This is a genomic window from Zobellella iuensis, assembly GCF_016746085.1.
GTDB classification, from domain to species: domain Bacteria; phylum Pseudomonadota; class Gammaproteobacteria; order Enterobacterales; family Aeromonadaceae; genus Oceanimonas; species Oceanimonas iuensis.
This window is the reverse complement of sequence record NZ_JAERTZ010000025.1, coordinates 178,380-202,007: the sequence shown is the minus strand read 5'-3', so window position 1 is coordinate 202,007 and position 23,628 is coordinate 178,380. Positions and strand designations below refer to the sequence as shown.

Sequence of the window (23,628 nt, the reverse complement as noted above, 5' to 3'; positions counted from 1 at the left end):
TGAAAAACGGATGATTAGACCATGTTTCAACCCCTGACGCTGATGTTGGGCCTGCGCTATGCCGGTGCCCGGGGCCGGCGCAGCTTCGCTTCCTTTGTTTCCGGCTTTTCCACCATCGGCATTCTGCTGGGGGTGGCCGCGCTGATTTTGGTGTCGGCGGTGATGAACGGCTTCGAACAACAGCTGAAAGATCGCATGCTGGGGGTGATCCCCCACGCCCTGGTCACCAACGAGCAGCGGCGTCTGGCCGAGCCCGGCCAGTATGTGGCCCTGTTCGATAACGCCGGTGTAGTGAAAGCCGCGGCCCCCTTTATCAGTGCCGAAGCCATGGTGCAGGGGCCCGGGAACCTGACCGGGGCGGAGCTGTATGGCCTGGACCCCGCCAACAGCCAGGACGGCCTGTTGCAGGGGCTGGATCCCCGCACCCGGGAATATTTCGAATACCTGCCCTACGGCCTGGTGATGGGGGTGGGCGTGGCCCGCAACCTGGGGGTGGTGCCCGGCGACCAGGTGCGGGTCACCGTGACCGAAGGCAGTCGCTTCACCCCGCTCGGCCGGGTGCCGAGCCAGCGGATTTTTACCCTGGTGGGTACCTTCAGCACCGGCAACGACGTGGACAACCAGGTGGTGCTGGCCCGGCTGGAAGATGCCGCCCGCCTGCTGCGCTACGGGGAAGGGGAAGCCTCGGGCCTGCGGCTGTGGCTCAACGATCCCTTCGAGCTGGAGCGGTTGCCGGCCCTGCCGGCGGGGCTGGTGCTGGAAAGCTGGCGCGAGAGCCGGGGCGAGCTGTTCCAGGCGGTGGCCATGGAGAAACGGCTGATGAGCCTGATGCTGGCGCTGATCATCCTGGTGGCGGCGTTCAATATTCTTTCCGCCATGGTGATGGTGGTGACCGACAAGGAAGCCGAAATCGCCATGCTGCAGACCCTGGGCCTGAGCCGGGAGCGGGTGATGGCGGTGTTCATGATCCAGGGCGGCTTCAGCGGGGTGCTGGGCTGCCTGCTCGGCTTCGGGCTGGGGCTGCTGCTCTGCTTCAACCTGGACGGGGTGCTGAACACCCTGGGCATCAACTTTTATTCCGCCGCCGGCGGCAGCCAGCTGCCGGTGCAACTGCTGCCCGGCCAACTGGCCCTTATTCTGATCTCCACCCTGTTGTTGTGCGTGCTGGCCAGCCTCTACCCGGCCTGGCGGGCATCGCGCGTTCATCCTGCCGAGGCACTGCGTTATGAGTAACCCCCTGTTAGTGGTCGAATCCTTAAGCAAAACCCACCAGGACGGGGACCAGCCGGTGCATATCCTGAACGGCGTCAGCCTGGCCCTGGCCGCCGGCGAGAGCCTGGCGGTGGTGGGCAGCTCGGGCTCGGGCAAGAGCACCCTGCTGCACCTGCTCGGCAGCCTGGACGTACCCAGCGCCGGCCGGGTGCTGGTGGAGGGGGAAGACTTGCACCGGCTGCCGGCCCGGGCCCAGGCCCGTTTCCGCAACCACAAGCTCGGTTTCGTGTATCAGTTCCACCATTTGCTGGGGGAGTTCAGCGCCCTGGAAAACGCCGCCATGCCGCTGCTGATCGCCGGCCGCCCGGTGGCCGAGGCCCGCGAGCGGGCCGCGCAGCTGCTGACGCGGGTGGGCCTGGGCCACCGGCTGGAGCACAGGCCGGCGGCGCTGTCCGGCGGTGAACGCCAGCGGGTGGCCATCGCCCGGGCCCTGGTCAACAACCCCCGCCTGGTGCTGGCGGACGAGCCCACCGGCAACCTGGACGCCCACAGCGCCGCCGAGGTGTTCGCCCTGCTGGCCGAGCTGCAGAGCGAGCTGGGCACCGGCCTGGTGGTGGTCACCCACGATCTGGCCCTGGCCGCCCGGCTCGACCGCCAGGCCCGGCTGGTGGACGGCCACCTGGAGGAGCAAGGCTGATGTTCCGCCCCCTGAGTGTCTACCTGGGCTGGCGCTTCAGCCGGGCCAAGCGGCGCAACCGCTTTATCTCCTTTATTTCGGTGGCGTCCATCCTCGGCATCGCCATCGGGGTGGGTGCCCTGATCCTGGGGCTGTCGGCCATGAACGGTTTCCAGCGCGAGCTGGAGAGCCGCATCCTGTCGGTGCTGCCCCATGGCCAGCTCTATGCCGCCGAGGATGCGGTGGCCAACTGGGGCGACCTGGTCGGCCGGCTGGAGGCGGCCCCCGGCATACTGGCGGCGGCGCCCTTCGTGCCGCTCGAGGGCCTGCTCAGCAAGGGCGCCAAGCTCAAGGCGGTGCAGTTGCAGGGAGTGCTGCCGGCGCTGGAAGGCCGGATCTCGCAGCTGGAGCCCTACCTGAACGGCGCCAGCCTGAACCTGCTGCAGCCGGGCGAGCGGGGCCTGATCCTGGGCAAGGCCATCGCCGAGCAACTGGAGCTGGCGGTGGGCGACAGCGTCTCGCTGCTGTTGCCCGCGCCCGGCGCCCAGGGCTTCGGCTCGCCCCGCCGCCACAGCTTCACCCTGGTGGGCATCCTCAGCCTGGGCGGCCAGCTCGACACCGTGCTCGGCTATACCCACCTGGAGGATGCCCAGGCCCTGCGCGAGCTGGACGACGAGGTGATGGGCTTCCACCTGCGGGTGGACCAGGTGCTGGCCGCCGACCAGCTGACCATGAACGCGGCCATGCCGCTGCCGGCGCCCTTCTACGTGAGCAGCTGGATGAACAGCCAGGGCAATATCTACCGGGATATCCAGCTGGTGCGCACCCTGATGATAGTGGTGCTGCTGCTGGTGATGGCGGTGGCCAGTTTCAATATCGTGTCCACCCTGGTGATGGCGGTCAACGAGAAGAAGGGCGACATCGCCATCCTCAAGACCATGGGCGCCGGCCCCTGGCAGATCCGCGGCGCCTTCGTGGTGCAGGGCATGCTCAACGGCGTGGCCGGGGTGGTGGTGGGCGGCCTGCTCGGCGGCCTGCTGGCGACCCGGCTGTCGGAAATGGTGGCCGGCTACGAGCGGCTCACCGGGCACCGGCTGCTCAATCCGGAAGTCTACTTTATCGACTTTATCCCCACCGAGTTCCACTGGGCGGATCTCTGGCTGGTGACCGGCTCGGCCCTGGCGCTGATCTTCGTCGCCACCCTCTACCCCGCCTGGCGCGCCGGCCGGCTGCTGCCGCGGCAACTGCTGGGAGAAGCTTAAGAGCAGCGGGAAGCCTGGAAGCTGGAAGCTAGAAGCTAGAAGCTGGAAGTTAACGCTATGCTTGTCTGGGAGTCACTGTTTGGGCAAGCAGAACCATGGATTTTGAAAAGCTGGATGTATGGAAGCGCTCGGCAAGGTTGTCGGCAGACATCTACAAGGCACTGCATGGCCTTAATGATCGTGGATTCAAGGACCAGATAACCCGGGCTGGTTTGTCCATTCCGTGCAACATAGCCGAGGGCATGAGCCGTCGCACAGCCAGAGACAAGATCCACTTCCTGCTGATCGCCAAAGGCTCCTGTGCCGAACTGAGAACCCAGGCCTATATCGGAGTGGATATCGGGTATCTGGCCGGCGATACCGGCCAGTACTGGATACAGGAAACCCGAGAGATCGCAGCCATGCTTTCCGGCCTTATCAACCGCCTCAAACAGGACTCCTCCGGTTAACTTCCAGCTTCAGGCTTCCAGCTTCAGGCTTCCCGCTTCCAGCTACTTCCTATTCACCTTCCGCAGCCACCAGGACAGCTGCACCTTCCAGCGCCAGCCCAGGCGTACCACCAGCCAGCCGATCAGGGCGGAAATCAGCCCCAGCAGCAGGCAACCGGTGAGCAGGGGCAGGGCGGCGGCGAGGGCTTCATCTTCCAGCGGTCCCTCGAAGTCCAGCTCCGGGGTGCCCAGCAGCCAGGCGCCCAGGCGGTAGCCCAGGTAGAACATGGGGGCCAGGGTGATGGGGTTGTTGACCCAGACCATGGCGATGGCCAGCGGCAGGTAGCCCTTGAGCAGCAGGGCCAGGGCGATGGCCACCAGGGTATGCATGGGCAACGGCAGCCAGGCGGCGAACAGGCCGGCGGCCACCGCTACGGCGGCGGAGTGGCGGTTGCAGAACCAGCAGTCGGGCTCGAGCAGGTGTTCGCCGAACAGCCGCAGCGTCCGGTGCTGGCGCAGGGTGGCCTGGTCCGGCATCTTGCTGCGCAACCATTGGCGCAGCATCAGCGGCTCCGCCGCCGCAGTTTCCAGCGGCGGGACACCGACCAGCGCCACAGGGCATGGATGACCATGTAACCGGTGGCCGAGCTGACCAGGCCCAGCACCAGGCAGCCCAGCAGGAAGGGCGGTACGGCCGTGGTCATGGCGCTGCTGAGCCAGCTCAGGCTCATCTCGAAGTGCTGGTAGTGGTGGGGTTTGCTGAGCAGGAAAGAGCCCAGCCGGTAGGCGAAGTAGAACATGGGCGGCATGGTCAGCGGATTGGTGATCCACACCAGCACCACCGACAGCGGCAGGTTGACCCTGAAGGTCATGGCCAGCACCGCCGCCACCACCATCTGGAAGGGGATGGGCAGCCAGGCGCAGAACAGGCCCACCGCGAAGGCCCCCGCCGCCGAGTGGCGGTTCAGGTGCCAGAGGTTGTTGTCGTGCAACCTGTGTCCGAGCTTGCTCAGGTGCTTGTGATTCTTGATGGTGCCCGGATCGGGCATCAGGCGTCTTAACGTCTTTTTTGGCATCTGCTCCAGGTCCGCAATACTTATCGGATGGATAAGCGGCTGTTTTGTTTCTGTGCCGGCGTGTCAACCCTCATCCTCTGGCCCTGGCTGCCGGACTGGGACTGGTGGTTGCCGCTGGCCTTGCTGGGCGGGTTGTGCTGGCGAGCACGACCGGCAAGGGCCTGTTTCCTGTTCGGTGTGCTCTGGGCGCTGTGCTACAGCCACTGGCAACTGAGCTGGTTGCAGCATCCCGGCCTGTTCCAGCGTAGCCAGATTATCGCCGGCACGGTAGAGAGCGTCCAGCACCGGGACCATGGCTCGAGTCGGCTGATTGTCAGTCTGAAAAGCCTTGATGGTCAAGTATTTTCCCCCCGGCCCCGGGTGTTGTTGTCCTGGTACGGGGCAGCCCCGGCACCCGGGCAAGGCGACCTTATCCACACCGTCGGCCGGCTGTATCCTCCCCATGGGTTGCATAATCCGGGGGGATTCGACGGCGCCCGCTGGCTGTTGGGGCAGGGCATCACCGCCCGGGGTTATCTGAGCGGCAGCCTGCATCTGCAGGCGGCTCCGCCTTCCCGCCGGACGCTGTTGCTGGAGGAGTTCCGGGGCCTGACCGCGGCCTTGCCGGCCCAGCGCTGGCTGCTGGCGCTGAGCTTCGGTGAACGCGGCGATTTACAGCAGCAGGATTGGGAAACCCTGCGGGCCCTGGGCGTCAGTCATCTGTTCGCCATCTCCGGGCTGCATATCGGGCTGGTGGCGGGGCTGGGGATACTGGCGGGGCGGCTGGCCGGCCGGCGTTTTCTTGCCGGTGGCCTGGCGGCCCTGCTGGCCCTGGGCTACGCCTGGCTGGCTGGCTTCTCGATACCGACCCAGCGGGCCTTGCTGATGCTGTTGCTATGGCTGGCCCTGGTCGGCTGGGGGCGTTTCTGGAGCGGCCGGCGCATCCTGCTGGTGACCATGGCGCTGCTGCTGGCCAGCTCGCCCTGGCTGGCGCTCAACCAGGGGTTCTGGCTGTCGGTGCTGGCGGTGGCGGCCCTGCTGGCGAGCGCCGGCTGGCTGGGCGGGAACAGCCTGTGGCGGTTGCAGCTGGGGCTGACCCTGCTGCTGTTGCCGCTGATCATGCTGTTGTTCGGCGGCATCAGCTGGCTGTCGTTGCCGGTCAACCTGCTGTTGATCCCGCTGTTTTCCCTGTTGTTTATTCCGCTGTTGTTGCTGGCCTGCCTGCTGCTGGTGCCCTTCCCGGGGCTGGCACTGCTCCTGCTGCGCCTGCTGGACGCCCTGTTCGCACCGCTGATGGAGGGGCTGCAGTGGCTGAGCCAGGGGCTTTCGCCCTGGCTGGCGTTGTCGGCGCACAGTCAGGGCGCCCTGTTGCTGGCCATGCTGGTGCTGCTGGCGGCGTTGTTGCCCAAAGGCCGTGGGGTGGCGGGCTTGGCGCTTTACCTGTTGCTGTTGCAGCTCTGGCCCCGTCCTTCCTGGGAAGTGCGGGTGCTGGACGTGGGCCAGGGCTTGTCGGTGCTGGTGACCCAGGGGCGGGAGGCCTTGCTGTACGATACCGGCAACCGCTTTCCTTCGGGCTTCAATATGGCCGATGCGGTGATACTGCCGCTGCTGGGGCACCTGGGGATAGATCGCCTCGAATACCTGGTTGTGAGCCACGACGACAGCGATCACAGCGGCAACCGGGACTATCTGGCGGCCCTGTTGCCGGTGGCCCATCGCCGGGGTGCCTGGCCGGACGGCCAGCATTGCCGGGCCGGGCAAACCGAGCAATGGGGCCGACTGCGCCTGCGGGTGCTGTGGCCGGTCGCGCCGAGCGGCCACAGCAACAACGACTCCTGCGTGCTGCACCTGAGCGACGGCCGCCTGGCCGTGCTGCTGACCGGCGACATCGAGGCCCCGGCCGAGCGGGCCCTGCTCGCCACCGGCCAGGCGCTGGGCGCCCAGCTGTTGCTGAGCCCTCACCACGGCAGCCGCAGCTCTTCCACCGAGGCCTTCAACCGGGCGGTGGCGCCGGAGTGGGTGGTGCATACCGCCGGTTATCAAAACCGCTGGGGCTTTCCGGCCGCGGAGGTGGTGGCCCGCTTCGAGCGTCAGGGCGTGGTGCAGCTCACCACCGGCGATCATGGCATGGTGCACCTGGCGGCGGACGGCGACCGCTGGCGACTGGTGAATCCGAGGCGTCCCGGAGCCTGGTATCATCGGCTCAATGCTTGGTTGAACGACACTAAGCCGTTAGAATAGCGCCTTGTTTTTCAAGGCAGAGACCTTATGTCCCAACAAGCACACTCCTCGTCCTGGCCGGTGCTCAAGCGCCTGCTCGGCTATGTGAAGGAGCGCAAGCTCGGTCTGGTGGCCGCCATCATCGGCATGGCCGGCTACGCCGCCGTCGACACCACTTTCGTCTATTCCATCAAGCCGCTGATCGACGAGGGCCTGACCGGCCAGGATCCGAACGTGTTGAAGTGGATGCCGCTGTTCGTGATCGGCATCGTGTCCTTGCGCGGCGTCTGTACCTTTCTGTCCGGCTACTGCATGGCCTGGGTCGGCAACCATGTGGTGATGTCACTGCAGCAGCAGGTGTTCAACAAGCTGATGGCGATGCCGGTGGCTTTTTTCGACCGCCACAATACCGGCAACCTGCTGTCCAAGGTGACCTACGACGCCTCCCAGGTGTCCTCCGCCGCCAGCTCCACCCTGGTGACCCTGGTACGGGAAGGAGCCACCGTGATCGGCCTGCTGGGGCTGATGTTCTACCACTCCTGGCAGCTGTCGCTGATCTTCTTCCTGGTCGGCCCGGTGGTGGGGGTGATGATCGCGGTGATCAGCCGCCGTTTTCGCCGCATCAGCCGGGGCATCCAGGATGCCATGGGCAACATCACCAGCAGCACCGAGCAGATGCTCAAGGGCCACAAGGAAGTGCTGATGTTCAACGGCCAGCAGGTGGAGTCGGGGCGTTTCTTCGGCGTCAGCAACAAGGTGCGCCAGCAAAACATGAAGATGGTGGCGGCCGACTCCATCGGCACCCCCCTGGTGCAGGTGATCGCCTCCACCGCCCTGGCCATATTGCTCTATGTGGCCACCTTCGAGGACATTCAGGAACAACTGACGCCGGGCACCTTCACCGTGATCGTCACCTCCATGATGATGCTGATGCGCCCGCTCAAGAGTCTGACCCAGGTCAACGCCGCCTATCAGCGCGGCATCGCCGCCTGCCAGAGCCTGTTCGAGCTGCTCGACAGCGAGGGCGAGCAGGACCAGGGCGACAAGCCCCTGGCGCGGGCCCGGGGACATATCGAATTCGACCGCGTCACCTTCCGCTATCCCACCAAGGAGACGCCGGCCCTGAAGGAGGTCAGCCTGAGCCTGGCGCCGGGCAAGACGGTCGCCCTGGTGGGCCGCTCCGGCTCGGGCAAGAGCACCATCGCCAGCCTGCTGACCCGTTTCTACGATGTCGACGAGGGCGAGATCCGCCTCGACGGGGTCAATATCCGCGACTACCGGCTGAGTGATCTGCGCCGCCAGTTCGCCCTGGTGTCCCAGCATGTGCACCTGTTCAACGACAGCATCGCCAACAACATCGCCTACGCCGCCCAGGGCGAATACAGCCGCGAGCAGATTATCGCCGCCGCCAAGGTGGCCTACGCCGATGAATTCATCCGTAAGCTGGATCAGGGTTACGACACAGTGATCGGTGAAAACGGCGCCAGCCTGTCCGGTGGCCAGCGCCAGCGTATCGCCATCGCCCGGGCCATGCTGCGCGATGCGCCGCTGCTGATCCTGGACGAGGCCACCTCGGCGCTGGATACCGAATCCGAGCGTCATATCCAGGGCGCGCTGGAAGCGCTGCGCAAGGACAGAACCTCCCTGGTGATCGCCCACCGCCTGTCGACCATAGAGAGTGCCGACGAGATCCTGGTGATCGACGAGGGGCGGGTGGTGGAGCGTGGTACCCATGCGGAGCTGCTGGAACGGCAAGGGGCCTATGCCCAGCTCAGAACCATCCAGTACGGCGAGCACTGATGCAGGCCTGGTATCAACCGGCGACCTGGCTGTGGCTGCTGGCGCCCCTGAGCGGGCTCTTCGCCCTGGTCAGCGGCCTGCGCCGCTGGCTGTTCCGGCGCGGCGTCAAGGCCGTATACCGGGCGCCGGTGCCGGTGGTGGTGGTGGGCAACCTGACCGTGGGCGGCAACGGCAAGACCCCGCTGGTGATCTGGCTGGTGGAATGGCTGCGGGCCCGGGGCTATCGCCCCGGGGTGATCAGCCGGGGCTACGGCGGCCAGGCCGCCGCCTATCCCCTGGTGCTGGATAAGACCACTTCCGCCGCCGAGGCCGGTGACGAGCCGGTGCTGATCCATCGGCGTACCGGTTGTCCGGTGGTGGTGGGTCCCAACCGGAGTGAGGCCGCCGCCCGTTTGGTCGAGCTCGGGGTGGACATCATCATCAGCGACGACGGCCTGCAGCACTATGCCCTGGCCCGGGATATCGAGCTGGTGGTGGTGGACGGCAAACGCCGTTTCGGCAACGGCCATCTGCTGCCCATGGGCCCCCTGCGTGAAGGGCTGTGGCGGCTCGGCCAGGCGACTGCCGTGATCAACAACGGCGGTCCGGTACAGGACGGGGAATACCTGATGCAACTCGAGCCGGGGCCGCTGCAACCCCTGGCGGGGCAGACGCCGCCGGTGCCCGGAGAACGGGTCCATGCCCTGGCGGGCATCGGTCATCCGCCGCGCTTTTTTGCCACCCTGGAGCAATTGGGCTTTATTCTTGACCAACAACTGGCGTTGGCCGACCATAAAGCGGTGGCGTGCGAACAACTGGCGGCGCTGCAGTCGGCGCCCTTGCTGATCACCGAGAAGGACGCGGTCAAATGGCCGGGAGGTCATGATAACGCCTGGTACGTTCCCGTGGACGCCCGGTTGCCCGCCGACTTTGAACAGATGCTGTTAACCCGACTAAAGGAGCAAGATCATGGCGATTGACGCCAAACTGGTGGAAATCATTGCCTGCCCGGTATGCAAGGGCAAGCTGCAGTTGGACCGGCAGCACAACGAGCTGATCTGCCGTTTCGACCGGCTGGCCTACCCCATTACCGAGAACATTCCGGTGTTGCTGGAAAACCGGGCCCGCAAACTCGACCTGGATGAGCTGCCCGGATGAGCTTTATCGTCGTGATCCCCGCCCGCTTCAGCTCGACCCGGCTGCCCGGCAAGCCCCTGGCCGATATCCACGGCAGGCCGATGATCCAGTGGGTGGTGGCGCAGGCGCAAAAGAGCGGCGCCGCCCGGGTGGTGGTGGCCACCGATGACGAGCGCATTAGCGCTGCCCTGGCGGACAGCGGGGTGGAGGTGTGCATGACCGGCCGCCATCACGAGTCCGGCACCGAGCGCCTGGCCGAGGTGGTGGAACTGCTCAGGCTGGCTCCGGACGACATCCTGGTCAACGTGCAGGGGGACGAACCCCTGCTGCCGCCCGAGCTGGTGGATCAGGTGGCCGAGCTGCTGGCGGGCAGCGATGCGCCCATGGCGACCCTGGCCACTCCCATAGAGACGGTGGCACAGTGGCAGGATCCCAACGTGGTCAAGGTGGTGCAGAGCCAGGCGGGCAAGGCGCTTTATTTCAGCCGGGCGCCCATTCCCTGGGACAGGGATGGCATGGCGGCATCCGTACCGGAGCTCAGCGGCTGCCTGCGCCATATCGGCATCTATGCCTATCGGGCCGGCTTTATCCGCCGTTACCTCGGGTTGCCGGCCAGCCCCCTGGAACAGCGGGAAAAGCTTGAGCAGCTCCGGGTGCTCTGGCACGGCGAAAGCATCGCCCTGGCCGAAGCCTGCGTGGTGCCGCCGGCGGGGGTGGATACCCCGGCGGATCTGGACGAGGTTCGCCGCCTGCTGAGCGGGAGCTGAGGGAAATTTATCCTCCTTGCCCGAGAAAATTCACTGCAAGAAAAAAGATAAAAGGGTACATTGCCCTGCAATAACGGCGCGCCGCCGCCACAAGGAAACGTCGAGGAAACATATGATTACCCTGGGTGAATACATCGTCAAGAAACAAGCTGAATATCCCAGCGCCACCGGTGAGCTGTCTTCACTGCTGTCTTCCATTCGCCGCGCCGCCAAGGTGGTCAACCGGGAGATCAACCGGGCCGGCCTGGCGGCCGACATTATCGGTGGCAGCAGCGGTGGTGAAAATGTGCAGGGCGAGGTGCAGCAGAAGCTGGATGTCTACGCCAACGATATGTTCAAGGCCGCCCTGGAGGCGCGCGGGGAAGTCTGTGGTATCGCCTCGGAAGAAGAAGATCACTTTGTGGCCTTCGACAGCGAGAGTCACTCCAATGCCAAATACGTGGTGCTGATGGATCCGCTCGACGGCTCGTCGAACATAGACGTAAACGTTTCCGTCGGCACCATCTTCTCCATCTACCGCCGCATCAGCGAGCCGGGGCAGCCGGTGACCCTGGAAGACTTCCTGCAGCCGGGCATCAACCAGATCGCCGCCGGCTACGTGGTGTATGGCTCTTCCACCATGCTGGTGTATACCACAGGTCACGGGGTGCACGGTTTTACCTATGATCCCACCCTCGGCTCCTTCTGCCTGTCTCACGAGAATATCCGCATCCCCGAGGAAGGCACCATCTACTCCATCAACGAGGGCAACTACATCAAGTTCCCCGACGGGGTGAAGAAGTACCTCAAGTACTGCCAGGAGAAGGACGATGCCAGCAAGCGGCCCTACACTTCCCGCTATATCGGCTCCCTGGTGTCCGACTTCCACCGCAATATGCTGAAAGGCGGCATCTATATCTACCCGTCCGGCACCAGTGCTCCCAACGGCAAGCTGCGCCTGCTGTACGAGTGCAACCCCCTGGCCTTTATGGCCGAACAGGCGGGCGGCAAGGCCTCCGACGGTTTCCAGCGGATCATGGAGATCAAACCCAGCTCCCTGCATCAGCGTACCCCCTATTTCGTGGGCTCTACCCGCATGGTGGAAAAGGCCGAGGAATTTATGGCGGAGTATTCGGCGCCTGTGGCCGACTAAGGGTCCATCGCGCGCGGAAGCGTCATTCGAAATAAAATCAAGGCCGGGCTTGATCCTGATCAAGCCCGGCCTTGCTATCCGTCTTGAAAGTTGCCGGCGGCTGATAATACTTGATCTCGGAATGGTCGAAAAATAATCAATCCGAGGAGGTGGTTATCATGGCACTGAAAGATCTGTCCCCGTCCAAACTGGCGCCCTGGAACTGGTTCCGCCACGAGCAGGACGAAGCCATGCCCATGGTGGACAAGGATCAGGACGTCCATCCCGTGGTTCGGCTGCAGCAGGAAATGGACCGGCTGTTCGATCGCAGCCTGCGCCGTTTCGGCGCCTCGTCCCTGGAGGACTGGCCCAGCTTCAGCCAGCTCAAGCCCAGCCTGGACATCAGCGAACGGGAAGGCAACTACCTGATCAGCATGGAGATCCCCGGGGTCAAGAAGGAAGACATCAGCCTGACCCTGGAAGGAAACCGGCTGACCATTCGCGGCGAGAAGAAATACGAACACGAAGAGAAAACCGACAAGCTGCACCGGGTGGAGCGCAGCTACGGTCACTTTCAGCGGCTGCTGACCCTGCCGGATGACGCCAAAGCCGGCGACATCAAGGCCGAGTTCAAGGACGGGGTGCTGAAGGTCAGCGTGCCCCGCCAGCCGCAGAGCGAAAGCAAGGCCAAACAGATCGATATCGGTTCCCCGGTCTAGGACCGACGAGGCCGATAGCAAAAAGGCCGGCATGACGCCGGCCTTTTTCTTGCCCGAAAGGGCGCTTACTTCTCTACCTGGGACTTGAATTCCCGCTCCGGGGCGCCGGTGTACAGCTGGCGCGGGCGGCCGATCTTCTGCTTGGGATCGGAGATCATCTCGTTCCAGTGGGACATCCAGCCGACGGTACGGGACAGGGCGAAGATCACGGTAAACATGGTGGTCGGAATACCGATGGCCTTCAGGATGATACCGGAGTAGAAGTCCACGTTCGGATACAGCTTGCGCTCGACGAAGTAGGGGTCGGACAGCGCGATGCGCTCCAGCTCCATGGCCACGTCCAGCAGCGGATCCTGGATCTTGAGATCGTCCAGCACCTCGTGGCAGGTATCGCGCATCACGGTGGCGCGCGGGTCGAAGTTCTTGTACACCCGGTGGCCGAAGCCCATCAGGCGGAAGGGGTCGTCCTTGTCCTTGGCCTTGGCGACGTACTCGGGGATGCGATCCACGGAGCCGATCTCTTCCAGCATCATCAGGCAGGCTTCGTTGGCGCCACCGTGGGCCGGCCCCCACAGGGAGGCGATACCGGCGGCGATACAGGCGAAGGGATTGGCACCGCTGGAGCCGGCCAGCCGCACCGTGCTGGTGGAGGCGTTCTGCTCGTGATCCGCATGCAGGGTGAAGATGCGGTCCATGGCGCGTTCTACGATGGGGTTGACCTTGTAGTCTTCGCAGGGCACGGCAAACATCATCTGCAGGAAGTTGGCCGCATAGCTCAGATCGTTGCGCGGATACACGAACGGCTGGCCGATGGAGTACTTGTAGGCCATGGCGGAGATGGTCGGCATCTTGGCGATCAGGCGATGGGCCGCGATTTCACGGTGCCGGGCATCGTTGATGTCCATGGGATCGTGATAGAAGGCAGACAGACCGGCGATAACGCCGCACACGATGGCCATGGGGTGGGCATCGCGGCGGTAGCCCTTGAAGAAGGACGACAGCTGCTCGTGCACCATGGTGTGGCGCATGATGTTGCGGTGGAACTCTTCGTATTGCTTGGCGGTAGGGGCCTCGCCGTAGAGCAGCAGGTAACAGACTTCGAGGTAGGTGGCGTTTTGTGCCAACTGGTCGATCGGATAGCCGCGGTGCAGCAGTATACCCTGGTCGCCGTCGATGTAGGTGATTTCGGACCGGCAGGATGCGGTGGCCATAAAACCGGGGTCGAAGGTAAAGTAACCGTGTGAGCCCAGGGAACTGATATCGATCACATCGTAACCAGCAGTGCCTGACGCGATCGGAAGCTCAATGGGTTCCTTGCCGGGCAAATGCAGTGTGGCCTTTTGGTCAGCCATAGCACGTCTCCTTTGCTTTTATAATAGGTCCACGGGTAAGGATTTTTACACGGATTAAATGAATTTTTAATCACTATCACCTCCCATGGTGCGGGCATATTGAAGACAGAAGCTGGGCCGAATGTCAATTTTCGTCGGCACCCGGATCAGTCCGTTAACCCCGTTGTGCGATCAACTTTACACATTTGGCAATTGTTTCAGGGCCTTCGTTGTAATTGTTCCCCCCCCTCCTTATACTGGCCGCCGAGGGTATAGGATGCTGTTGTGGCCATGCTGCAGATGCTGACTCGAGGGTCCGGAGCGGTAGTTGGGCGAAGGGTTCCTAACAGGCATTTTTTGTCATGACCTCATGTCATATACCCGGGAAACACCTGTTAAAACAATAACTAACGTGCTCAATGGAGCTAGTGGGCAAGACCGTGACTAAAAAACAGAGACCTGTAAACCTCGACCTACGGACTATTCGCCAACCTGTCACCGCTATCGCATCCATCCTCCACCGGGTTTCCGGTGTCATCACGCTGTTTGCACTCGCCATCCTGCTGTGGCTGCTCAGTTACTCGCTCTCTTCCGAGGCCGGGTTCCGTGCAGTCGTGGATATTCTCGACGGTTTCTTCGTCGGGTTCATCCTCTGGGGTGTGCTGACTGCATTGGCCTACCATATCGTGGGCGGCATTCGCCACCTCATTATGGACCTGGGCTACTGTGAGGAGCTGGAGTCGGGTGCGCTGAGCGCCAAAGTGGCGTTCGGTGTGACAATTGTATTGTCACTGCTGGCGGGGGTACTGGTATGGTAACCAATTCTGCAACCTTTGGCCGCAGCGGTGTGCATGATTTCATGCTGATCCGTGCCACGGCCATCATTTTGACCTTATACACCATCTATCTGGTGGGCTTTATCGCCTTCAACGACATCACCTATGAAGTCTGGACCGGCTTTTTCGGCAAGACCTTCACCAAGGTGTTCACTCTGCTGGCCTTGTTCAGCGTGCTGATGCACGGCTGGATCGGCGCCTGGCAGGTGCTCTCCGACTATGTCAAACCGGCGCTGTGGCGCGGCCTGGCCCAGTTCGGGGTGGTAGTGTTGCTGCTGGTCTATCTGCTGACCGGTATCGTCGTATTGTGGGGTGTATAAGGTGACTATTGCAATTCGCGAATTCGACGCCGTGGTAATCGGCGCCGGTGGCGCCGGCATGCGCGCCGCTTTACAAATAGCGGAATCCGGCAAGAGCTGTGCGCTCCTGTCGAAGGTGTTCCCGACCCGTTCCCATACCGTGTCCGCCCAGGGCGGCATCACGGTGGCGCTGGGCAATGCCCACGACGACAACTGGGAATGGCACATGTACGATACCGTCAAGGGCTCCGACTACATCGGTGACCAGGACGCCATCGAGTTTATGTGCCAGACCGGCCCCGAGGCCATCCTCGAGCTGGAAAAAATGGGTCTGCCCTTCTCCCGTTTCGATAACGGCAAGGTGTACCAGCGTCCCTTCGGCGGCCAGTCCAAGGCCTTCGGCGGCGAACAGGCGGCCCGCACCGCGGCGGCGTCCGACCGTACCGGTCACGCCCTGCTGCACACCCTGTATCAGCAGAACGTCAAGCACCAGACCACCGTGTTCTCCGAGTGGTATGCGCTGGATCTGGTGAAGAACCAGGACGGCGACGTGGTCGGCTGTACCGCCATCGATATCGAAACCGGTGAGGTGGTCTACTTCAAGGCCAAGGCCACCATACTGGCCACCGGCGGCGCCGGCCGCATCTACCAGTCCACCACCAACGCCCACATCAACACCGGTGACGGTGTCGGCATGGCGCTGCGCGCCGGCGTGCCGGTGCAGGACATGGAAATGTGGCAGTTCCACCCCACCGGCATCGCCGGCGCCGGGGTGCTGGTGACCGAAGGTTGCCGGGGCGAGGGCGGTTACCTGCTGAACAAGGACGGCGAGCGCTTTATGGAGCGTTATGCCCCCAACGCCAAGGACCTGGCCGGTCGTGACGTGGTGGCCCGCTCCATGATGATCGAGATCCGCGAAGGCCGCGGTTGTGACGGCCCCTGGGGTCCACACATCAAGCTGAAGCTGGATCACCTGGGCAAGGAAGTGCTGGAAAGCCGCCTGCCCGGCATCTGCGAGCTGTCCCGTACCTTCGCCCACGTGGATCCGGTGAAAGAGCCGATTCCCGTTATCCCCACCTGTCACTATATGATGGGCGGTGTCCCCACCAACGTGCACGGCCAGGCGCTCAAGCTGGATGCCAATGGCAACGACGTGCCGGTGAAGGGCCTGTTCGCCGTGGGCGAGATCGCCTGCGTGTCGGTGCACGGTGCCAACCGCCTGGGCGGCAACTCCCTGCTCGACCTGGTGGTATTCGGTCGTGCCGTGGGTCGTCACCTGACCGAAGCCCTGAACGAGCTGGGCGACGTGCGTGCTGCTTCCGAGTCCGATCTGGATGCTTCCCTGGCCCGCTACCACCGCTGGGAAAACACCCGCAGCGGCGAGGACCCGGTCCAGATCAAGAAAGATCTGCAACGTTGCATGCAGAACAACTTCTCCGTGTTCCGGGAAGGTGATGCCATGGCCGAAGGCCTGGCCGAGCTCAAGGTGATCCGCGAGCGTCTGAAGTCTGCCCGTCTGGACGATACCAGCCGCGACTTCAACACCCAGCGTATCGAGTGCCTGGAGCTGGACAACCTGATGGAAACCGCTTACGCCACCGCCGTGGCCGCGAACTTCCGTACCGAGAGCCGTGGTGCCCACTCCCGCTTCGATTATCCGGAGCGTGATGATGAGAACTGGCTGTGCCACTCGCTGTATAGCCCGGAAACCGAGTCCATGACCAGACGGTCTGTGAATATGTCACCGAAAACCCGTGACGCATTCCCGCCGAAAGCGCGGACTTACTGAGGGGAGGGGATAGCATGCAAATTACCATTTCTGTTTACCGCTACAATCCGGAAACCGATTCGGCGCCACACATGAAGGACTATAGTCTGGAGGTGCCGCAGGGCTCCGACATGATGGTGCTGGACGCCCTGCTGCTGCTGAAAGAGCAGGACCCGAGCCTGGCCTTCCGCCGCTCCTGCCGCGAAGGGGTCTGTGGTTCCGACGGCCTGAACATGAACGGCAAGAACGGCCTGGCCTGTATCACCCCGCTGTCCGATCTGATGAAGGTCGGCAACAAGGTGGTGATCCGTCCGCTGCCCGGCCTGCCGGTGGTGCGCGACCTGGTGGTCGATATGACCCAGTTCTACACCCAGTGGGAAAAGGTCAAGCCGTTCCTGATTGCCGAAGACAAGCAACCGCCCGCCCGCGAGCGGTTGCAGTCGCCGGAAGAGCGCGCCAAGCTGGACGGACTGTACGAGTGCATCCTGTGCGCCTGCTGCTCCACCTCTTGTCCTTCCTTCTGGTGGAACCCGGACAAGTTCATCGGTCCGGCCGGCCTGCTGGCCGCCTATCGCTGGCTGATCGACAGCCGTGATACCGCCACCGATGAGCGGCTGTCCAACCTGGATGACGCTTTCAGCGTGTTCCGCTGCCATGGCATCATGAACTGTGTGAATGTGTGTCCCAAAGGCCTTAACCCCACCAAGGCCATCGGTCATATCAAGTCCATGCTGCTGAAACGGGCAGTTTAACAGTCCCAAGCTGATAACCCGCCGCCCGCGAGGGCGGCTTTGACTCGACGACCAGAACGACAGTAGCCCTGTCGAGAAGTTACAAAGGGATAAAGATGCACAATGGCGTAATGCAAGCCTGGCTGGAATCTTCTCACCTGGCCGGTGCCAATGCGACCTATGTAGAAGACCTGTACGAGGCCTATCTTGCCGATCCTGAAGCCGTTCCCGACCAATGGAGGTCCGTTTTCGACGGCCTGCCGGCGCAAGACGGCAACGTTCAGGACCAACCCCACTCGCAAGTAAGAGATTATTTTCGCCGCCTCGCCAAAGACACCTCCCGTTATGCCACCCCGGTCAGTGATCCCCACACTGACGCCAAGCAAGTCAAAGTTCTGCAGCTGATCAACGCCTACCGTTTCCGGGGCCATCAGAATGCGAACCTGGATCCGCTCGGGCTGTGGAAGCGTGACGTGGTGGCGGAGCTGGACCCGGCCTATCACAACCTGACCGGCGCCGACCTCGAGGCGACCTTCAACGTGGGCTCCTATGCCATCGGCAAGGAAACCATGAAGCTGAAGGATCTGGTGGCGGCGCTGAAGAAGACCTATTGCGGCTCTGTGGGTGCGGAATACATGCACATCACCAGCACCGAGGAAAAACGCTGGATACAGGGTCGCCTGGAGCCGGTTGTCGGTGAGCCCCAGTACACCCAGGAAGACAAGCTGCGCTTCCTCGACAGCCTGACCGCCGCCGAGGGCCTGGAGAAATACCTGGGCGCCAAGTTCCCCGGCGCCAAACGTTTCTCGCTGGAAGGTGGCGATGCCCTGATCCCCATGACCAAGGAGCTGATCCGCCGCTTCGGCGAGAAGGGCGGTCGCGAAGTGGTGATCGGCATGGCCCACCGGGGCCGTCTGAACATGCTGGTCAACGTGCTGGGCAAGCGTCCGCAAGACCTGTTCGATGCCTTTGCCGGCAAGTACGACACCCAGAGTTCCGGTGACGTCAAATACCACATGGGCTTCAGCTCCGACTTTGAAACCCCGGGCGGCACTGTGCACCTGGCGCTGGCGTTCAACCCCTCGCACCTGGAAATCGTCAACCCGGTGGTCATCGGCTCGGTACGGGCGCGCATGGATCGGCTGGAAAATCCGGACGGCCGCCAGGTGCTGCCGATCACCATTCATGGCGACTCGGCTTTCGCCGGTCAGGGGGTGGTGGCGGAAACCTTCAACATGTCCCTGACCCGCGGCTACGGCGTGGGCGGCACGGTGCGCATCGTGATCAACAACCAGGTGGGCTTTACCACCTCGAACCCGCGCGATACCCGTTCCACCGAGTACTGTACCGATATCGCCAAGATGGTGCAGGCGCCGATTTTCCACGTCAATGCCGACGATCCGGAAGCCGTGGTGCAGGTGACCCAGCTGGCCCTGGATTTCCGCAACGAGTTTGGCCGTGACGTGGTGATCGACCTGGTGTGCTATCGCCGCCACGGCCACAACGAGGCCGACGAGCCGAGCGCCACCCAGCCGCTGATGTACCAGAAGATCAAGAAGCACCCGACCCCGCGCAAGATTTATGCGGATCTGCTGATCGGCAAGGGCGCCGTGTCTGTCGAAGACACCACCGTGATGATCAACGAGTACCGGGATGCGCTGGACCACGGCGAGTGCGTGGTCAAGGAATGGCGTCCGATGGAAAAGCATTCCGTCGACTGGTCGCCCTACCTGGGTCACGAGTGGGACATGCCCTACGACTCCGCCTACCCGCTGGACAAGCTGAAAGAGCTGGCCGAACGGGTGACCAGCTACCCCGAGACCCATACCCTGCAGCGCCAGGTCGGCAAGATCTACGATGATCGCCGGTTGATGGCCAAGGGCGAAAAGCTGGCGGACTGGGGTTTTGCCGAAGTGCTGGCCTACGCCACCCTGTGCGACAGCGGCTATGAAGTGCGCCTCACCGGCCAGGATTCCGGCCGCGGCACCTTCTTCCACCGCCATGCGGTACTGCACAACCAGAACGACGCCAGCACCTATACCCCGCTGTGCCACCTGTCCGACAGTCAGGGCCAGTTCCAGGTGTATGACTCGGTACTGAGCGAAGAGGCGGTGATGGCGTTCGAATACGGCTATGCCACCGCCGAGCCGGAAGGCCTGACCATCTGGGAAGCCCAGTTCGGCGACTTCGCCAACGGCGCCCAGGTGGTGATCGACCAGTTCCTGAGCTCCGGCGAGCAGAAGTGGGGCCGGATGTGCGGCCTGACCCTGCTGCTGCCCCATGGCTACGAAGGCCAGGGCCCCGAGCACTCCAGCGCCCGTCTGGAACGCTACCTGCAGCTGTGCGCCGAGCACAACATGCAGGTGTGCGTGCCCACCACCCCGGCCCAGGTGTTCCATATGCTGCGCCGCCAGGTACTGCGCCCCATGCGCCGGCCGCTGGTGGTGATGACGCCCAAGTCGCTGCTGCGTCATCCGCTGGCGGTGTCCGAACTGGAAACCCTGGCCAGTGGTACCTTCCAGAATGCCATCGGTGAAATCGACGCGCTGGATCCCAAGGGCGTCAAGCGCATTGTCCTGTGCTCCGGCAAGGTCTATTTCGATCTGCTGGATGCCCGGCGCAAGAATGAACAAACGGATGTGGCCATTATCCGGATCGAGCAATTGTATCCGTTCCCTCAGGAAGAGGTTGCCGCGATTCTTGCCGACTACCAGCACGTGAAAGACTTCGTCTGGTGTCAGGAAGAGCCGCAAAACCAGGGGGCCTGGTATTGCAGCCAGCACCACTTCTGGGCTGCCATTCCGGCCGGTGCCAACCTGCGTTATGCCGGTCGCGCCGCCTCGGCGTCCCCGGCCGTGGGTTACACCTCTGTTCACTTACAACAACAAAAAGCGTTGGTCGAAGACGCACTGACGTTGACTGAAGCATAACGCACAAAGGACATATTGATGACCATCGAAATCAAGGTTCCCGACCTACCAGAATCTGTCGCCGATGCCACCATTGCCACCTGGCACAAGCAGCCGGGTGATCGGGTTGAGCGCGACGAAGTAATCGTCGACATCGAAACCGACAAAGTGGTGCTGGAAGTTCCGGCCCCCGAAGCCGGCATACTGGAAGCCATCCTCGAAGGCGACGGCGCCACCGTACTGGGCCAGCAGGTGATCGGCAAGCTCAAGCAGGGCGCCGTGGCCGGCGAAGAGACCCAGGACAAGCCGGCTGCCGCCAACGGCGAAGCCAAGGCCGATGCCGATGACGCCCTGAGCCCGGCGGTGCGCCGCCTGGTGGCCGAGCACAACATCGACGTGGCCAAGCTGGCCGGGTCCGGCAAGGGTGGCCGCATCACCAAGGAAGACGTGGAAGCCTTTATCAAGGGCGGCAACAAGCCTGCTGCCGCGCCGGCCGTCGAAGTCAAGGCCCCGGTCATCCCCCTGGGCGAGCGCACCGAGAAGCGTGTGCCCATGACCCGTCTGCGCAAGCGCGTGGCCGAGCGCCTGCTGGAAGCGAAGAACACCACCGCCATGCTGACCACCTTCAACGAGGTCAACATGGGCCCCATCATGAGCCTGCGCAAGCAGTATCAGGAGGTGTTCGAGAAGCGTCACGGCATCCGTCTGGGCTTTATGTCCTTCTACGTGAAGGCGGTGGTGGAGTCGCTCAAGCGTTATCCGGAAGTGAATGCCTCCATCGACGGTGACGATATCGTCTACCACAACTACTTCGATGTCAGCATCGCCGTGTCCACCCCCCGTGGCCTGGTGACCCCGGTGCTGCGCGACTGCGATCGCCTGGGCCTGGCCGACATCGAGAAGAGCATCAAGGATCTGGCCATCAAGGGCCGTGACGGCAAGCTGACCGTGGACGACATGACCGGCGGCAACTTCACCATCACCAACGGCGGCGTGTTCGGCTCCCTGATGTCTACCCCCATCATCAACCCGCCGCAGAGCGCCATCCTGGGTATGCACAAGATCCAGGATCGCCCGATGGCGGTGAACGGCAAGGTGGAAATCCAGCCGATGATGTACCTGGCGCTGTCTTACGACCACCGCCTGATCGACGGCCGCGAGTCCGTGGGCTATCTGGTGTCCATCAAGGAATTGCTGGAAGACCCGACCCGTCTGCTGCTGGACGTATGAGTCGATAATAACAAGAGGTCGGGTTGCGGCCCGACCCGTTAGTATGCCCTGAACCCAAACACAACAACGGAAAACGCAACATGAATTTGCATGAATATCAGGCAAAACAGCTGTTTGCCGAATACGGTCTGCCCGTATCAGAAGGCTACGCATGTGACAACCCGCAAGAAGCGGTAGAAGCGGCCAGCAAGATCGGCGGCGACATGTGGGTGGTCAAATGTCAGGTCCACGCCGGTGGCCGTGGCAAGGCGGGCGGCGTCAAGCTGGCCAAGACCAAGGAAGAAATCCGCGAGTTCGCCGAAAACTGGCTGGGCAAGAACCTGGTGACCTATCAGACCGACGCCAAGGGTCAGCCGGTGGCCAAGATCCTGGTCGAGTCCTGCACCGACATCGACAAGGAACTCTACCTGGGCGCCGTGGTTGACCGTGCTACCCGTCGCGTGGTGTTCATGGCCTCTACCGAAGGCGGCGTGGAAATCGAGAAAGTCGCCGAAGAGACCCCCGAACTGATCCACAAGGCGGCCATCGATCCGCTGGTGGGCCCGCAGGCCTATCAGGGCCGTGAGCTGGCGTTCAAACTGGGCCTGCAAGGCGACCAGATCAAGCAGTTCACCAAAATCTTCCTGGGTCTGGGCCAGATGTTCCTGGACTACGATTTCGCCCTGCTCGAGATCAACCCCCTGGTGATCACCACCGCCGGCAACCTGCACTGCCTGGACGGCAAGATCAACATCGACTCCAACGCCCTGTTCCGTCAGCCCAAGCTGCGTGAAATGCACGATCCGTCCCAGGACGACGCCCGTGAAGCCCACGCCGCCAAATGGGAACTGAACTACGTGGCCCTGGACGGCAACATCGGCTGCATGGTCAACGGCGCCGGTCTGGCCATGGGCACCATGGACATCGTCAACCTGCACGGCGGCTCCCCCGCCAACTTCCTGGACGTGGGCGGTGGCGCCACCAAGGAACGGGTGACCGAAGCATTCAAGATCATTCTCTCCGACAGCAACGTGAAAGCGGTACTGGTGAACATCTTCGGTGGCATCGTCCGCTGCGACATGATCGCCGAAGGCATCATAGGTGCGGTGAAGGAAGTGGGCGTGAAAGTACCGGTGGTGGTGCGCCTGGAAGGCAACAATGCCGAAGCCGGTGCCAAGAAGCTGGCCGACTCCGGCCTGAACATCATCGCTGCCACCAGCCTGACCGACGCCGCGGTCCAGGTCGTTAACGCCGCACAGGGGAAATAAGAGAATGAGCATTCTGATCAACAAAGACACCAAGGTTATCTGTCAGGGCTTTACCGGTGGCCAGGGGACTTTCCACTCCGAGCAAGCCATCGCCTACGGTACCCAGATGGTCGGCGGCGTGTCCCCGGGCAAGGGCGGCACCACCCACCTGGGCCTGCCGGTGTTCAACACCGTGCGTGAAGCGGTAGAAGTTACCGGCGCCACCGCCACCGTGATCTATGTGCCGGCGGCCTTCTGCAAGGACGCCATCCTGGAAGCCATCGACGCGGGCATCCAGCTGATCGTGACCATCACCGAAGGCATCCCCACCCTGGACATGCTGGACGTGAAAGTGAAGCTGGACGAAGCCGGCGTGCGCATGATCGGCCCCAACTGCCCGGGTGTGATCACCCCGGACGAGTGCAAGATCGGCATCATGCCCGGCCATATCCACAAGAAGGGCAAGGTCGGCATCGTGTCCCGCTCCGGCACCCTGACCTACGAAGCGGTCAAGCAGACCACCGATGAAGGTTTCGGCCAGTCCAGCTGCGTGGGCATCGGCGGCGACCCCATCCCCGGCTCCAACTTTATCGATATCCTGAAGCTGTTCCAGGAGGATCCGGAGACCGAGGCCATCGTGATGATCGGTGAAATCGGCGGTACCGCCGAGGAAGAAGCCGCCGCCTTCATCAAGGCCAACGTGACCAAGCCGGTGGTGTCCTACATCGCCGGTGTGACCGCACCTCCCGGCAAGCGCATGGGCCACGCCGGCGCCATCATCTCCGGTGGCAAGGGCACTGCGGACGAGAAGTTCGCCGCCCTGCAGGACGCCGGGGTGAAAACCGTGCGCTCCCTGGCCGACATCGGCAAGGCACTGCGCGAAGTGACCGGCTGGTAACACAAAGCTGGAAGCTTGAAGCTAAAAGCTGGAA

General features: G+C 63.1%; 22 protein-coding genes. 19 read left to right on the top strand and 3 right to left on the bottom strand.

The genetic code is table 11. The features are described from left to right. The first annotated feature begins 21 nt into the window (after positions 1-21). From JKV55_RS11785 to JKV55_RS11770, 4 genes are all read left to right on the top strand, one after another. A complete protein-coding gene (locus tag JKV55_RS11785) occupies positions 22-1,233 on the top strand; it encodes a lipoprotein-releasing ABC transporter permease subunit (protein WP_202085515.1) in 1,212 nt (403 codons plus the stop codon). Then, complete coding sequence (lolD, locus tag JKV55_RS11780) at positions 1,226-1,909, top strand: lipoprotein-releasing ABC transporter ATP-binding protein LolD (protein WP_202085508.1); 684 nt, start codon at positions 1,226-1,228, stop codon at positions 1,907-1,909. The genes JKV55_RS11785 and lolD overlap by 8 nt, the downstream gene beginning before the upstream one ends. Continuing rightward, on the top strand, positions 1,909-3,150 hold the full coding sequence (gene lolE / locus JKV55_RS11775; RefSeq protein ID WP_202085506.1) for a lipoprotein-releasing ABC transporter permease subunit LolE: 1,242 nt from the start codon (positions 1,909-1,911) through the stop codon (positions 3,148-3,150). The genes lolD and lolE overlap by 1 nt, the downstream gene beginning before the upstream one ends. A gap of 95 nt (positions 3,151-3,245) precedes the next feature. Then, positions 3,246-3,599, top strand: a complete 354-nt coding sequence (locus JKV55_RS11770; protein WP_202085504.1) for a four helix bundle protein — start codon at positions 3,246-3,248, stop codon at positions 3,597-3,599. Between the two features lie 42 nt (positions 3,600-3,641). On the opposite strand, the gene JKV55_RS11765 is transcribed toward JKV55_RS11770, so the two are convergent. Both JKV55_RS11765 and JKV55_RS11760 read right to left on the bottom strand, forming a co-directional pair. Beyond that, complete coding sequence (locus JKV55_RS11765; protein WP_237332830.1) at positions 3,642-4,142, bottom strand: DUF2062 domain-containing protein; 501 nt, start codon at positions 4,140-4,142, stop codon at positions 3,642-3,644. Continuing rightward, positions 4,142-4,654 carry a DUF2062 domain-containing protein gene (locus JKV55_RS11760; protein ID WP_202085502.1) on the bottom strand — a complete coding sequence of 171 codons (513 nt, stop codon included), beginning with the start codon at positions 4,652-4,654 and terminating at the stop codon, positions 4,142-4,144. Before JKV55_RS11760 ends, JKV55_RS11765 begins: the two co-directional genes overlap by 1 nt. 60 nt (positions 4,655-4,714) lie before the next feature. Here JKV55_RS11760 and JKV55_RS11755 point away from each other — a divergent pair, with 60 nt between their 5' ends. From JKV55_RS11755 to JKV55_RS11725, 7 genes are all read left to right on the top strand, one after another. Next, positions 4,715-6,874, top strand: coding sequence for a DNA internalization-related competence protein ComEC/Rec2 (locus JKV55_RS11755; RefSeq protein WP_369409644.1), 2,160 nt, complete (start codon positions 4,715-4,717; stop codon positions 6,872-6,874). Positions 6,875-6,901: 27 nt separating this feature from the next. Beyond that, entirely contained in the window at positions 6,902-8,653 is a 1,752-nt protein-coding gene (msbA, locus tag JKV55_RS11750) for a lipid A ABC transporter ATP-binding protein/permease MsbA (RefSeq protein WP_202085491.1), read from the top strand. Beyond that, complete coding sequence (gene lpxK / locus JKV55_RS11745) at positions 8,653-9,612, top strand: tetraacyldisaccharide 4'-kinase (protein ID WP_202085490.1); 960 nt, start codon at positions 8,653-8,655, stop codon at positions 9,610-9,612. Before msbA ends, lpxK begins: the two co-directional genes overlap by 1 nt. Further along, on the top strand, positions 9,602-9,790 hold the full coding sequence (locus JKV55_RS11740) for a Trm112 family protein (RefSeq protein WP_094040296.1): 189 nt from the start codon (positions 9,602-9,604) through the stop codon (positions 9,788-9,790). The genes lpxK and JKV55_RS11740 overlap by 11 nt, the downstream gene beginning before the upstream one ends. Beyond that, positions 9,787-10,536 carry a 3-deoxy-manno-octulosonate cytidylyltransferase gene (gene kdsB, locus JKV55_RS11735; RefSeq protein WP_202085488.1) on the top strand — a complete coding sequence of 250 codons (750 nt, stop codon included), beginning with the start codon at positions 9,787-9,789 and terminating at the stop codon, positions 10,534-10,536. Before JKV55_RS11740 ends, kdsB begins: the two co-directional genes overlap by 4 nt. Positions 10,537-10,648: 112 nt before the next feature. Then, positions 10,649-11,668 (top strand): class 1 fructose-bisphosphatase, encoded by a 1,020-nt coding sequence (fbp, locus tag JKV55_RS11730; protein ID WP_202085485.1) that lies wholly within the window; start codon positions 10,649-10,651, stop codon positions 11,666-11,668. 158 nt (positions 11,669-11,826) lie between these two features. Then, positions 11,827-12,366: an Hsp20/alpha crystallin family protein gene (locus JKV55_RS11725; protein WP_202085484.1), complete on the top strand. Its 540-nt coding sequence runs from the start codon at positions 11,827-11,829 to the stop codon at positions 12,364-12,366. Positions 12,367-12,431: 65 nt separating this feature from the next. On the opposite strand, the gene JKV55_RS11720 is transcribed toward JKV55_RS11725, so the two are convergent. Next, positions 12,432-13,718 (bottom strand): citrate synthase, encoded by a 1,287-nt coding sequence (locus tag JKV55_RS11720; protein ID WP_202085482.1) that lies wholly within the window; start codon positions 13,716-13,718, stop codon positions 12,432-12,434. A 407-nt stretch (positions 13,719-14,125) separates the two neighbouring features. Between JKV55_RS11720 and sdhC the strand changes: the two genes are divergently transcribed. From sdhC to sucD, 8 genes are all read left to right on the top strand, one after another. Beyond that, positions 14,126-14,515, top strand: a complete 390-nt coding sequence (gene sdhC, locus JKV55_RS11715) for a succinate dehydrogenase cytochrome b556 subunit (RefSeq protein ID WP_232513298.1) — start codon at positions 14,126-14,128, stop codon at positions 14,513-14,515. Then, positions 14,509-14,853, top strand: a complete 345-nt coding sequence (gene sdhD, locus JKV55_RS11710) for a succinate dehydrogenase, hydrophobic membrane anchor protein (protein ID WP_202085473.1) — start codon at positions 14,509-14,511, stop codon at positions 14,851-14,853. Before sdhC ends, sdhD begins: the two co-directional genes overlap by 7 nt. Before the next feature lies 1 nt (position 14,854). Beyond that, positions 14,855-16,621, top strand: coding sequence for a succinate dehydrogenase flavoprotein subunit (sdhA, locus tag JKV55_RS11705; protein WP_202085465.1), 1,767 nt, complete (start codon positions 14,855-14,857; stop codon positions 16,619-16,621). 14 nt (positions 16,622-16,635) lie between these two features. Continuing rightward, positions 16,636-17,352 (top strand): succinate dehydrogenase iron-sulfur subunit, encoded by a 717-nt coding sequence (locus JKV55_RS11700; protein ID WP_202085463.1) that lies wholly within the window; start codon positions 16,636-16,638, stop codon positions 17,350-17,352. A gap of 95 nt (positions 17,353-17,447) precedes the next feature. After that, positions 17,448-20,261, top strand: a complete 2,814-nt coding sequence (gene sucA, locus JKV55_RS11695) for a 2-oxoglutarate dehydrogenase E1 component (RefSeq protein ID WP_202085461.1) — start codon at positions 17,448-17,450, stop codon at positions 20,259-20,261. 18 nt (positions 20,262-20,279) lie between these two features. Further along, positions 20,280-21,470 carry a 2-oxoglutarate dehydrogenase complex dihydrolipoyllysine-residue succinyltransferase gene (gene odhB, locus JKV55_RS11690; RefSeq protein ID WP_202085458.1) on the top strand — a complete coding sequence of 397 codons (1,191 nt, stop codon included), beginning with the start codon at positions 20,280-20,282 and terminating at the stop codon, positions 21,468-21,470. An 80-nt stretch (positions 21,471-21,550) separates the two neighbouring features. Beyond that, a complete protein-coding gene (sucC, locus tag JKV55_RS11685) occupies positions 21,551-22,717 on the top strand; it encodes an ADP-forming succinate--CoA ligase subunit beta (protein WP_202085457.1) in 1,167 nt (388 codons plus the stop codon). A 4-nt stretch (positions 22,718-22,721) separates the two neighbouring features. Continuing rightward, positions 22,722-23,594: a succinate--CoA ligase subunit alpha gene (gene sucD, locus JKV55_RS11680; protein ID WP_202085456.1), complete on the top strand. Its 873-nt coding sequence runs from the start codon at positions 22,722-22,724 to the stop codon at positions 23,592-23,594. Positions 23,595-23,628 lie beyond the last annotated feature (34 nt).